The 12,660-nt window shown below is 73.7% G+C and carries 9 protein-coding genes and 1 pseudogene; 4 read left to right on the plus strand and 6 right to left on the minus strand.

The genetic code is table 11. The annotated features are described in order from the left end of the window. Together E0F75_RS22600 and E0F75_RS22605 are read right to left on the minus strand one after the other, a co-directional pair. Nucleotides 1-634: hypothetical protein (locus tag E0F75_RS22600; protein WP_229312793.1), on the minus strand; the 634-nt coding region annotated here is incomplete at its 3' end. Between the two features lie 24 nt (nucleotides 635-658). Beyond that, nucleotides 659-3,277, minus strand: a complete 2,619-nt coding sequence (locus E0F75_RS22605) for an FHA domain-containing protein (protein ID WP_187624362.1) — start codon at nucleotides 3,275-3,277, stop codon at nucleotides 659-661. Between the two features lie 103 nt (nucleotides 3,278-3,380). Between E0F75_RS22605 and E0F75_RS22610 the strand changes: the two genes are divergently transcribed. Continuing rightward, nucleotides 3,381-4,073 (plus strand): TetR/AcrR family transcriptional regulator, encoded by a 693-nt coding sequence (locus E0F75_RS22610; protein WP_229312794.1) that lies wholly within the window; start codon nucleotides 3,381-3,383, stop codon nucleotides 4,071-4,073. Here the strand turns inward: E0F75_RS22610 and E0F75_RS22615 are convergent. Both E0F75_RS22615 and E0F75_RS40085 read right to left on the minus strand, forming a co-directional pair. After that, on the minus strand, nucleotides 4,037-4,843 hold the full coding sequence (locus tag E0F75_RS22615) for a class II aldolase/adducin family protein (protein WP_229312796.1): 807 nt from the start codon (nucleotides 4,841-4,843) through the stop codon (nucleotides 4,037-4,039). The genes E0F75_RS22610 and E0F75_RS22615 overlap by 37 nt on opposite strands. A gap of 180 nt (nucleotides 4,844-5,023) precedes the next feature. Further along, a pseudogene (locus tag E0F75_RS40085) lies at nucleotides 5,024-5,155 on the minus strand (DUF3626 domain-containing protein); the annotation flags it as partial. Between the two features lie 174 nt (nucleotides 5,156-5,329). Between E0F75_RS40085 and E0F75_RS22625 the strand changes: the two are divergent. Both E0F75_RS22625 and E0F75_RS22630 read left to right on the plus strand, forming a co-directional pair. Beyond that, complete coding sequence (locus E0F75_RS22625) at nucleotides 5,330-5,998, plus strand: ThuA domain-containing protein (RefSeq protein WP_187624364.1); 669 nt, start codon at nucleotides 5,330-5,332, stop codon at nucleotides 5,996-5,998. 131 nt (nucleotides 5,999-6,129) lie between these two features. Next, nucleotides 6,130-7,527: an NADP-dependent succinic semialdehyde dehydrogenase gene (locus tag E0F75_RS22630; RefSeq protein ID WP_187624365.1), complete on the plus strand. Its 1,398-nt coding sequence runs from the start codon at nucleotides 6,130-6,132 to the stop codon at nucleotides 7,525-7,527. A 234-nt stretch (nucleotides 7,528-7,761) separates the two neighbouring features. Here E0F75_RS22630 and E0F75_RS22635 read toward each other — a convergent pair whose 3' ends face one another. Together E0F75_RS22635 and E0F75_RS22640 are read right to left on the minus strand one after the other, a co-directional pair. Beyond that, nucleotides 7,762-8,787, minus strand: coding sequence for a PHP domain-containing protein (locus tag E0F75_RS22635; protein ID WP_187624366.1), 1,026 nt, complete (start codon nucleotides 8,785-8,787; stop codon nucleotides 7,762-7,764). 170 nt (nucleotides 8,788-8,957) lie between these two features. After that, entirely contained in the window at nucleotides 8,958-11,030 is a 2,073-nt protein-coding gene (locus tag E0F75_RS22640) for a SpoIIE family protein phosphatase (RefSeq protein WP_187624367.1), read from the minus strand. Nucleotides 11,031-11,365: 335 nt separating this feature from the next. On the opposite strand from E0F75_RS22640, the gene E0F75_RS22645 reads away from it, so the two are divergent. Next, nucleotides 11,366-12,660 (plus strand): BTAD domain-containing putative transcriptional regulator (locus E0F75_RS22645; protein WP_187624368.1); only part of this gene is annotated, 1,295 nt, incomplete at its 3' end.

The raw sequence follows: 12,660 nt of genomic DNA on the forward strand, positions 1-12,660 counted from the left end.
CGGGGGGAGCGGCGGCGGGCTGCTCGTGACTGTCGGCTCCGTCGGCTCCGTCGGCTGCGTCGGCATCCGTGGCTTCGTCGGGGTTCGCCGCATCGACGGCGGGGGAGACCGGGGACACCGGGGAGGCGACCGAGGGCGCCGACGACGCCGCGTACGTACTCAGCCCCACCCCGTCGCAGTACACCCACCGCTCGTGCTCCGCGTCGTACAGCCACACCGACTCGCCGTCGACGACCATGCCCACCCGCAGCCCACGCGTCCGCAGCCGGAAGTTCTCGCCGTCGAGGCGCCCCGCCCCCAGCGCCTCCGCCGCCCGCCGGTAGCGGCCGAGCGCGTCCTCGGCGCGGGCGATCAGCGGGCGCGGGTCGGCGGTCCTGGTGAGCGGCTGCCCCGCCGCCGGCGGGTCGTCCGGGACGGTGACCAGGAGCCGCGCGTCGACCCAGGCCGTCCAGCCGTTGGAGCAGAGGATCCGCCCCCAGTCACCGGCCCGCTCCTCCAGACGTACCGGCAGGAACGCGTCGAGCGGCGTCGTGGGCAGCCCCGGATCCGGCTCCTCCCAGGTGTCGAGTCCGTCGCGCGGTACGACATGGGTGGGCCGGAAGTCCGGCACGTACTCGGGTACGGGGACGCTCACGGGCCTACCTCCGGGTGCACGGGCCTACCTCCGCATGACGACCGGCTCGTGGCGGCGCAGCAGCCGCGCCACGGCCAGGCCGATGAGGAGACAGAGCACCACCATCATGCCCATGTCGAACAGCCAGGCCGCCGCCGTGTGGTCCATCAGCGGATCCGCCGTCTTGTCGCTCGGCGAGACCGTCCCGATGTCGACCGTGGCGCCCATCGCCGCGAACGCCCACCGCGACGGCACCAGCCACGCCAGCTGCTCCAGGACGGGTGTCCCCCGTACGGTCAGGAGCGCCCCGCAGAACACCACCTGCACGATCGCGAGGAGGACGAGCAGCGGCATCGTCACCTCCTCCTTGCGGACCAGGGCGGAGACGAGCAGACCGAGCATCATCGCCGTGAACGAGAGCAGCGCGACGGCGAGGGTGATCTCCACGAGCGGTGGCATCAGGACGCCCTTGCCGCCGGGCACGTTCAGCGGGACGCCGATCAGGGCCACCAGGGTCAGGACGACCGCCTGGACGACCGTGATCGCACCGAGGACGACCACCTTGGAGGCGAGGTACGCCGAGCGGGACAGGCCGACGGCTCTCTCACGCCGGTAGATCGTGCGTTCCTTGACCAGTTCACGGACGGCGTTCGCCGCGCCGGTGAGGACACCGCCCACACAGAGGATGAGCAGGACGTTCAGCGTCGACTCCTGGTTGAAGCCGCCCTCGGACAGGGCCCGGGCCATCGCCCCCATCACGAACGGCAACGCGATCATGATGGCCAGGAACGTGCGGTCGGCGGAGAGCGCCGCCGTGTACCGGCGGACGAGCGTCCGCAGCTGGGAGCCCCAGCTCTGCGCCTTCGGCGGCGGGGCCGGTTCCCGCTCCACCGGGGCGGACCCCGGTACGGGGACGTTCGGGCGGGCCGTCGCGTCGGCGACGTAACGGCGGTGGAAGCGGGAGGAGCGGTACAGGCCGGCCCAGTCGCGGTCCCGGTCGTTCTCGAAGGCCTCGAAGGCCTCCGGCCACTCGTCGAAACCGAAGAAGCCGAGGGACTCCGCGGGCGGCCCGTAGTAGGCGACCCGGCCGCCCGGCGCGAGGACGAGCAGCCGGTCGCACACGTCCAGACTGAGCACGCTGTGCGTGACGACGACGACCGTCCGGCCGTCGTCCGCGAGCCCGCGCAGCATGTGCATCACGGACCGGTCCATGCCCGGGTCGAGGCCGGACGTCGGCTCGTCGAGAAAGAGCAGCGACGGCTTGGTGAGCAGTTCGAGCGCGACGCTCACCCGCTTGCGCTGGCCGCCGGAGAGGCTGTGGATCGGCTGCTGCGCGCGCTCCACGAGCCCCAGCTCCTGGATCACCTCGTCCACCCGGGCCCGCCGCTCGTCCGGCTCGGTGTCCTCGGGGAAGCGCAGCTCGGCGGCGTACCCGAGGGCCCGGCGCACGCTCAGCTGGAGGTGCAGGATGTCGTCCTGCGGGACGAGCCCGATGCGCTGCCGCAGCTCGGCGTAGTCCCGGTACAGGTCACGGCCGTCGTAGAGCACCGTGCCCCGGTCGGCGGGGCGCTGCCCGGTGAGCGCGCCCAGGAGCGTCGACTTCCCGGCGCCGGACGGTCCGACGACCCCGAGCAGGCACTTCTCGCCCACGGGGAACGACACCTCGTCGAGGAGGGTCTTGCGCCCGTGGTCGACGGTGACGGCGAGCGACTGGACGTCGAGGGAGACCTCGCCGGTGTCGGTGAACTCGACGAGCTGCCCGCCGATGAGACAGAACGCGCAGTGGCCGACACCGACGATGTCGTCCGGAGTCACACGGGCGTCGACGACGGGGGCGCCGTTGAGGTAGGTGCCGTTGTGACTGCCCAGGTCATGGATCCAGTACGTGCCGTCGGGATGGGCGCGCAGCTCGGCGTGGCGTCGGGAGACGACGAGATCGGGGACGACGACGTCGTTGTCGGGGGCACGGCCGATCCGGATGCTGTGGGCGGGCAGGGGCCGCACGGACGTCGGCTGCCGGAAGGTACCGGTGGCGGCGGGGTGCGAGACGGAGGAGGGCCGGGGCGGCGGCGCGTTCCGCGGGGTGACGAGGTCGGGGGGCACGGGGGAGGTCGGTGCGGGGGCGGGCTCCACGGGGGAGACCGCCGGGGGCGGGGCGGGGGCCGGCGTCGGAGCAGGTGCCGGTGCCGGTGTCGGTGTCGCTGGGGTGGGCGGGGGTTCCGGCTCGGAGGCCGGTGCCGGTGCCGGTGCCGGTGCGGGGTGGGGCGGCGGGGCTTCCGGTTCTGCTTCCGGTTGTGCTTGCGGCTGCGCCGCCGGCATCGCCTCCGGAGTGGCTGGGGCCGCTCCCGACGACAGCACCGCGCGCGGTCCGTCCTCCGGATGCCCGAACCGTACGACCGTCCCGGGGCCCACCTCCCGCGGCCCGGCCACTCGCAGGCCGTCCGTGAAGGTGCCGTTCGTGCTGTTCTCGTCGGCGAGGGTCCAGTGGCCGGCGGGGGCGCTGAGCACCGCGTGGTGCCAGGACGCGCGCGCGTCCGCGAGCACGATGTCGCTGGTGGGGTCGCGCCCGATGCGATAGACACGGCTCGGACTCATCCGGGTCGCGTCCCCGTCGAGCTCGAGGACCAGATCGGGCGCCGCGGGCGCGACGGGTCGCTCTCCCATGCGTGAATATTATCCGCCGGTGGTCATCCCTGCCCGGGATGAGGCCGCCGGTAGGGTGGTCGTCCGCCGCAGGAAGCGGCCCAGGACGAAGGAGGACCCACCCGTGCCGAAAGGTGTCACCAGGCGGCGGCCCCGTACCCGCGCGGCGCTGCTGAAGGCCGCCCTGGAGACCTTCGCAGAGCACGGCTTCCACGCGACGACGATCGAGCAGATCTGTGAGCGCGCCGGATACACGCGGGGCGCGTACTACTCGAACTTCGCCAGCAAGGAAGAGCTCTTCCTCGCCCTCTTCGACGAGCACAGCGACCGGACCGTACGACGGCTCGCCGAGTCGATCGACGCGCTGACCGCCGAGGAGTACACCCTGACCCGGCTCGCGGAGCTGGCCGCCCGGGTCGAGCCGGACGAGCGGGACTGGTACCTCGTCACCACCGAGTTCACCCTGCACGCCATCCGCGACCCGCAGACCGCCTGGGTGCTCGCGCGCCACGACGCGCGGCTGCGGGCCGAGATCGCCCGCGGGCTCACCCTCGTCCTGCGCCGGGCCGGGCGCGAACTGACCGTGGACGCAGACCGGTTCGCGCGCCTCCTCATCGCCCTGCGCGAGGGGGGACTCGCGCAGAGCTACGTGGAGCCGGCGGAGCTGCCGCCGGGCAGCCTGGAGCGACAGTTCCTCGCCCCGCTCCTGGAGGTGTCGACACGGCAGATCCCCGGCGCCGACACCGGCAGCGGCGCCGACACCGGCACCGAGGACGAGGGTCAGTCGAAGAGGTCAGGGTCCGACGCCGTGATCTGATCCCAGAGCGGGCGCGCCTGGAACCAGCCGGCCAGATGCCCGCCGATCTGCCCACGCGTGAGCAGGGCCGTCTCCCGGTCGATGTGCTGCGGCGTGCCCGCCGCCATCGCGAGGAGCTGCGCCTGGCAGGACCGCTCCATGGTGACGAACCACCACACGGCCTCGGCGACGGACTGCCCGACGGTCAACAGCCCGTGGTTCTTGAGGATGACCGCCTTGTGGTCGGCGAGGGCCTTGGCGACCCGCTCGCCCTCCTCGGTCTCGTTGACCACGCCCCGGTAGTCGTCGTAGATCCCGTGGTCCTCGAAGAAGGCACAGGCGTCCTGGGTGATCGGGTCGAGCGGGATGCCGAGGCTGGAGAAGGCCTTGCCGTGCAGGGAGTGCGAGTGCGCGGCGGCGATCGCGTCGGGCCGGGCGGCGTGGACCCGCGAGTGGATGACGAACGCGGCCCGGTTCACGGGCCTGCGCCCCTCCAGTACGGTCCCCTCGTGGTCCACCAGGATCAGGTCGGAGGCCTTGATCTGGCCGAAGCTCATGCCGAAGGGGTTGACCCAGAAGGCGTTCGGGTCGCCGGGGTCGCGGACGGTGATGTGCCCGGCGACCCCCTCGGAGAAGCCGAACCTCCCGAAGATGCGGAAACCGGCGGCGAGTTGCTCCTTGCGGTACCGGCGCTCCTCCTCGACGGAGTCGAAGGTGGGCGGCAGCGGAAGGACGACCCCTTCGGGCAACGGCCCGACGGCGGCGGCGAGCGCGGGCGGCACGGTGCTCATGACGGCTCCTCGGTGAGCGGGTGGGGCACGGGCGAGGCATGGCGCGCCAAAAGATACAGAGATGTATCCGATACGACAACGGATCAGGTGCGCAGATGGGGCGCATCGCGGAGTACGTCGGCCGGTCACGCGGCCGGCGCGCCGAAGCGGGCCAGGTGGTGCCAGACCCTCCACCTCCGTGCCCCGGTGGCTCGGGTCCAGGACCAGTGCCTCCACATCGCGCGCGATGTGGACCGGGCCGTGGATCTGCGCCTCGATGCAGTCGTCGAGCAGGTCCTTGTCGTCGCCCTCGGCGAGTGCGATCAGGCCCATCCGGGCCGCGACGCCGAACTCGGTGGGCTCCAGGAAACCGTCCGGACGGCAGAAGGTCGCCGGGTCCACGGCCGAGGGTTGCGGTCGGGGGTTTTCGCTGGCTACGGTCGATCCCGTACGGAAAGCGCTTACTCCCGTGCCTCGTCCGCTGCCCCCGTCCCCTGGAGTCCCCGCGTGCCCACCCCGGACGTCCTGATCTGCACCCGCACCACGGGCTACCGCCACGACTCGATCCCCGACGGGGCCGCCGCGCTCACGGAGCTGGCGCACGACCTCGGGTGGAAGGCCGAGGTGACCGAGGACCCGGAGGTGTTCACGCCCGGGCGCCTGGCCGGGTGTGCCGTCGTCGTCCTGCTGTCCACGACCGGGAACGTCCTGACGCCGGAGGGGCGCGTCGCCCTCGAGGCGTACCTCAGGGGCGGCGGCGCCCTTCTCGCCGTCCACGCGGCGGCCAACGCCGAGCCCGACTGGCCCTTCTACGGCGAGCTGCTCGGCACCCGCTTCGACGGCCACCCCGAGATACAGCCCGGCATCGTCCTCGTCGACGACCACGACCACCCCGCGACGGCACCGCTGCCGGCCCGCTGGGCCTGGACCGACGAGTGGTACAACTTCACGTCCGACCCGCGGGGCGGCACTGAGTCAGGGGTACGGATCCTCGCCCGGGCCGACGAGACCTCGTACCGCGGCGGCACCCACGGTGACGACCACCCGCTGGTCTGGTGCCGGGAGATCGACGGCGGGCGGGTGTTCTTCACCGCGCTCGGCCATGCCTCGGAGACGTACCGCGACCCCGTCTTCCGCGCCCACCTCTCCGGCGCCCTGACCTGGCTCACCGCCTAGAAACCGCCCGCCGGCCACGTTTCCCGAGGTCACGGCCGCTTTCGGGTCACCCCACCGCACCGCCCCTGTTGCGCCGAGCCCCGCTTAGCGGAAACGTGCAGACGGGGGCCGATGTCAGGAGGAGACCCGTCATGGGCATCGCCACCGTGAACCCCGCGACCGGCGAGACGCTGCGCGTCTACGAGGCCCACGGGCCCGAGGAGGTCGAGCGGCGGATCGCCGCCGCTCACGAGGCGTACCGCCAGTACCGCACCACCTCCTTCGCCGAACGCGCCCGCCTGCTGCGCGCCGCCGCCGGCCTCCTCGACGAGGACACCGAGGACATCGCGCACACCATGACCGTCGAGATGGGCAAGCCGATCGCCGCCGCCCGCGCGGAGGCCGGCAAGTGCGCCAAGGCGATGCGCTGGTACGCCCGCTCCGCCGAGGAACTGCTCGCCGACGAGCACCCGGCGGAGAGCGACGTCCAGGACTCCGGCGCCGACGTCGCGCGCGTCCACTACCGGCCGCTCGGCCCGATTCTCGCCGTCATGCCGTGGAACTTCCCGCTCTGGCAGGTGATCCGCTTCGCCGCGCCCGCGCTCATGGCGGGCAACACCGGCCTCCTCAAGCACGCCTCCAACGTGCCGCAGACCGCGCTCTACCTCGGCGATCTCTTCCGCCGCGCCGGATTCCCCGAGGGCTGTTTCCAGACCCTGCTCATCGGCTCCGGCGACGTCGAGCGCGTCCTGCGCGACCCCAGGGTCGTCGCCGCCACCCTCACCGGCAGCGAACCCGCGGGCAGGGCCGTCGCCTCCGTCGCGGGCGACGAGGTCAAGAAGACCGTCCTGGAACTCGGCGGCAGCGACCCGTTCATCGTCATGCCCTCGGCCGACATCGTCGGGGCCGTGAAGACGGCCGTCACCGCGCGCGTGCAGAACAACGGGCAGTCCTGCATCGCCGCCAAGCGGTTCATCGTCCACCAGGACGTGTACGACGACTTCTCCGAGCGCTTCACCGCCGCCATGAACGCCCTCACCGTCGGCGACCCCCTCGACGAGGCCACCGACGTCGGCCCCCTCGCCACCGAACAGGGCCGCACCGACCTGGAGGCGCTCGTCGACGACGCCGTACGGCGGGGCGCCACCGCCCTGTGCGGCGGCCACCGGCCGGCGGAGCCGGAGTTCGCGAACGGCTGGTACTACCGGCCGACCGTCCTCGTCGGCATCACTCCCGAGATGCGGATCCACCAGGAGGAGGCCTTCGGGCCGGTCGCCACGGTGTACCCGGTCCGTGACATCGAGGAGGCCGTGACCGTCGCCAACGACTCCCCGTTCGGTCTCAGCTCCAACGTCTGGACCCGCACCCCGGAGGACGTCGCCTTCTTCGTGCGCGACCTGGAGGCCGGGGGCGTGTTCGTCAACGGCATGACGGCCTCGCACCCCGCCCTCCCCTTCGGCGGGATCAAGCGCTCCGGGTACGGCCGTGAGCTCTCCGGGCACGGCATCCGCGAGTTCTGCAACGCGACGACGGTGTGGCAACGCGCCTGACCACCCGTCCACCGGCTCACCCGCGCCCTCGCGTCCGCCGGAACCGTCAGTTCGCGGCGTCCGCCGGGACCGTCAGTTCGCGCGGGTCGGCGTCATGATCCAGAGGGCCCGGTCACTCCCTCAGGCCCGGGTCACTCGCTCGGGCCCGAGTCGCCCCCTCAGGCCCGGGTCACTCGCTCGGGCCCGAGTCGCCCCCTCAGGCCCGGGTCACTCCCTCAGGCCCGAGTCGCCCCCTCAGGCCCGGGTCCACTCCGACAACCGTTCCGCCGACCATGTGTTGATCACCCGCTCCTCCGGCACTCCGCACTCCTCCGCCCGCGCGCACCCGAGGATCTGCCACTCCAGCTGGCCCGGTGCGTGCGCGTCCGTGTCGACCGCGAAGTACGTGCCCGCCGCCACCGCGAGCCGCAACAGCCGCCGCGGCGGGTCGAGCCGTTCCGGACGGCTGTTGATCTCGACCGCCGTCCCCGACTCGGCGCACGCGGCGAACACCCGCTCCGCGTCGAACGCCGACTCCGGCCGCAGCCGTCCGCCCGCCACCAGACGGCCCGTGCAGTGCCCGAGCACGTCCATCAGCGGGTTGCGCACGGCCCGTTCGAGCCGGCGGGTCATCGCCTTCCCGTCCATCCGGAGCTTCGAGTGGGCCGAACCGACCACCAGGTCGAGGCGGTCGAGCAGCTCGGGCTCCTGGTCGAGCGAACCGTCCTCCAGGATGTCGCACTCGATCCCGGTGAGCAGACGGAACGGCGCCCACTCCTCGTTCAGCGGCGCCACCACGTCCAGTTGCTCCCGGAGCCGCTCGGCCGACAGGCCCCGCGCCACCGTGAGCCGGGGCGAATGGTCGGTGAGCACGGCCCACTCGTGGCCGAGAGCCGCCGCCGCACGGCCCATGTCCTCGATCGTGGCGCCGCCGTCGGACCAGTCCGAATGGAGATGGCAGTCGCCGCGCAGGGCCGCCCGCAACGCCTCGCCGCCGCTCGTCGGTCCGGCGGTCCGCAGGGACTCCTCCAGCTCCGCCTCGAGCCCCGCCAGATACTCCGGGACCCGCCCGTCCAGCGCCTCCCGCACCACCGCCGCCGTCTTCGGCCCGAGGCCCTTCACGGACTCCAGGGTGCCCGCCGCCGCACGCTCGGCCGCCTCGCCCTCCGGCAGGGCGGAGACCGCGGCGGCGGCCGTGCGGAAGGCCCGTGCCCGGTACCCCGGGGCCTGGGCGCGCTCAAGGAGGAACGCGATCCGGTTCAGGGCGGCCACAGGATCCATGACGTCGCTCCTCGTTTTCCTCGAAACCCGTCCTCGGGCCCCCTCGGACCCGCTTCCCCAAGGCGGCGGGTCTCCTTTCGAGCCCGCTTCCCCAGGGCGGCGGGCCTTCCTCGGGCCCGTTTCCTCAGGGTGCTTCCCAGGTCTTCCTCAGACGGCGTCCCAGGTCTTCCTCACACGGCGTCCGCCGGCACCTCCGCCGGACCGATCTCGCACCACACGGCCTTGCCCTCACCGCGCGGCTCGACACCCCAGCGCGACGCCAGCGCGTCGAGCAGCATCAGTCCGCGCCCCGAGGTCGCGGCCTCGCCGGGGGTACGCCGCCGGGGCCAGGCGCTCGACCGGTCCTGCACCGACAGCCGTACCCGCCGCACCGGTTCGGGCAGCACCTCCAGGGTCAGCACCGCACCGCCCTCGGTGTGCAGCAGGACGTTGACGAGCAGCTCGCCCGTCAACAGCTCGGCGTCGTCGGCAAGTTCCGACATGCCCCAGTCGTGCAGCGCCTGCCCCACGGCCGCGCGCGCGTCCGACAGGCCCTGCGGATCGGCCTGGTGGATGTACTGGTGGATGCGCGGCGCGCGGGGCGTGCCCGGGTCCGGGCTGCGCCGCAGCACCAGAAGCGCGACGTCGTCGCCCGAGCCCCAGCGCTCCCACAGCCGCTCGGAGAGGTGGTCGGCGAGCGCCTCCGCCTGCGGCGGGCCGCTGCTGATGGCTCCCGAGAGCGCGGCCAGACCGGTCTCGATGTCCGACCCGGGCTGCTCGACGAGTCCGTCCGTGCACAGCACCAGCGTCTCCCCGGGGACGAGGTCGAGCCGCGTCTCGGGGAACTCCTCGTCGCCGAACACCGTCGCGAGCCCCAGCGGCAGCCCGCCCCGCAGCTTGGGCTGCCCGACCCGGCCGTCGGTGTGCCGGATCAGCGGCCCGAGATGCCCGGCCCGTACGGCCCGCAGCGTGCCGCTGCCCAGATCCACCTGGGCGTACGTGCAGGTGGCGAACCGGTTGGTGTCCAGCTCGGCGAGAAATCGGGAGGCGCGGGCCAGTACCGTCGAGGGGGCGTGGCCCTCACCCGCGTACGCGCGCAGGGCGATGCGCAGCTGCCCCATGATGGCGGCGGCGTGGGTGTCGTGTCCCTGGACGTCGCCCACGACGATTCCGACCCGGCCGCGGGGCAGCGGGATCACGTCGTACCAGTCGCCGCCGACCTGCCGCCCGCTCCAGGCCGCGTGGTACCGCACGGCGATCTCGCCGCCGCTGATCCGCGGGATCCGGCGCGGCAGCATCGTCGCCTGGAGCCCGGTCGCGAGCTCCCGCTCCTCGTCGAAGAGGATCGCCCGCTGGAGGGACTGGGCGACGATCGCCGCGAGCCCGAGGGCCAGGTTGCGCTCGTCGGCGTTGAACGAGGTACGGCCCCGGTAGAACAGGGCCATGCCGCCGAGCGACCGCGCCTGCGCGACCAGCGGCAGATAGCAGGCCGCCCGGAAGTCCAGCCGCGCCAGGTAGGGGGCCAGCTCGGGGAAGTCCCGCCCGAGCGACGGGAACGAGGAGACGAACCGGGGCCGACCGCTGAGCACCGCCTCGGCGAGCGGCATGCCCCGGTCGAGCCGCCGGGTCCGGAAGTCGTCGAGCGCGTCGAGGGTTTCGCCGCTGAGCGCGATGATGTTGAGCGAGCCGTTCTCGACGAGGCCGAGCGCCAGGCCGTCCGCGCCGAGCCTGGCGAGCCCGCCGGGGCCGGTCAGGGAGGCCGTCACGTCGTCCACGGTCACCGCGCGTGACAGCGCGGCCGTCGTCCGCTCGACGATGTTCGTCTGGACCTCGCGCCGCTTCTCCAGCTCCTGGACGAACGCGAAGCGGGTGACCTCGGCGGTCGTGTCCCGTACGACTCCGACGATCCGGCGCGCCCGTCCGTCCGGCGAGCGCAGGATCCGCGCCTGCACATGCGTCCAGTGGGGTGGTCCGTCGGCCTGCGGGATGGGGAAGTGCGCGGCGTACGACATCTCGCCGCTGGTGACCGCCTCCCGTACGACAGCCTCCAGTCTGGTCCGCTCCTCGGGATCGAGGCGGGCGATCAGCGACACCGGGCGGCCGTCGAAGGCGTCCGGGGCCACCCCGAAGACCAGCAGCCCGGACTTGTCGACATCGATGGTGCCCGTGTCGAGATCCCAGTCGAAGCTGCCGGTCCGGTTCATGGCGAGCCACTCGGCGGGCCCGATCTCGCCATTGCGCGTACGCCGGTCTTCATCGGTCATCCTCCCCATTGTCGAACCCGCGCCCCTCCGACGCCATGGCGATGACACGGCGTGGCGCGAGTTCGCCTCGACGGGGGAGCGGCCGGGAGGCTAGGGGAGCGGGGCCGGATGGCGGCGGGAGCGGCCGGGAGGTGAGGGGAGCGGGGTCGGATGGCGGCGGGAGCGGCCGGGAGGTGAGGGGAGCGGGGCCGGATGGCGGCGGGAGCGGCCGGGAGGTGAGGGGAGCGGGGCCGGACGGCGGCGGGAGCGCCGCGCGGGTCGTTCGGCGGGCCGGCACCACGGCGCCGCACGAAAATGCCGGTGGGCCCCGGCGTGCGGCGGGGCAGAATGGGCCGGTGCAGCCGCCCTACCGTGTTCTCGGTCCGTGCCAGGCCTTCCGTACCGACGACGGGACGGAGGCCGTCCTGAGCGGTGCCAGGCTCCGCGCCCTGCTCACCGCCCTCGCGGCGGCCGGCGGGCGGGCGGTGGGCACGCGCGCGCTGATCGACCAGGTGTGGGGCGACACCGACCGTGCCGAGGACCGTACGGCGGCGCTCCAGGCCCTCGTCGGGCGTCTGCGCCGGACCGTGGGCCGGGAGGCCGTCGTCTCCGCGCCCGGCGGCGGCTACCGGCTGGCCGCGGCCCCGGACGCCGTCGACCTCCACCGCTTCGAACGGCTCGCCGCCGAGGGCTCCGCCGCGCTCGGCGCGGGGGACCCGGCCCGGGCCGCCGCCCTCCTCGACGAGGCCCTCGGGCTCTGGCGGGGTCCCGCTCTCGCGGATCTGCCCGGCCGGGACGCCGACCCCCTGGTCGTACGGGTCGAACAGCGGCACACACAGGCGCGACGCGACCGGCTGGCCGCCGGCCTGGCCCTGGGACGGGCCACGGAGGTCCTCGCCCCGCTCGCCGCCCTGGCGGCCGGAGAACCGCTGGACGAACCTCTCCAGGCCCTGCGGATCCGCGCCCTGCGGGGGGCCGGGCGGACCGCCGAGGCCCTGGCCGTGTACGAGGAGGTCCGCGCGGGTCTCGCGGACCGGCTGGGCACGGACCCGGGACCCGCACTGCGCGCCCTCCACGCCGAACTCCTGGCGGACGCGGCGCCCGCGCCGGCGCCTTCGCCGGCCGCGTCGGAGGGGAGCGGGCAGGCGGTCGGTCATCCCGCCCGGCTGACCTCGTTCATCGGCCGGGACGACGACCTGGGCGCGCTCGCCGCCGAGTGGGGCGCCAGGCGGCTCGTCACCCTCACCGGGCCGGGCGGCGTCGGCAAGACACGGCTCGCCCTGGAGGCGGCCGAGACGTACCAGGGCGGCCCGGTCCACCTAGCCGAACTCGCCTCCGTACGCGAGGGGTCCACGGTCGTCGCCGCGGTCCTCAGCGCACTGGGCGCGCGCGAGACGCACGTCTGGCACCGTGCGGCGGTCGCCGCGACGGACCCGGAGGATCCCTTCGCCGAGCTCGTCGAACACTGCGCCGGGCGGCGGATGCTGCTCGTCCTCGACAACTGCGAGCACGTGATCGCCGCGGCGGCGGAGCTCACGCACGTGCTGCTCACACGCTGCCCGGGCGTCACCGTGCTCGCGACGAGCCGGGAGCCGTTGGGGGTGCCGGGGGAGATGGTGCGGCCGTTGGGTCCGTTGCCGGTGGGGATGGC

The organism is Streptomyces sp. CB02980 (assembly GCF_014451325.2).
In the GTDB taxonomy this organism is placed as follows: Bacteria; Actinomycetota; Actinomycetes; order Streptomycetales; family Streptomycetaceae; genus Streptomyces.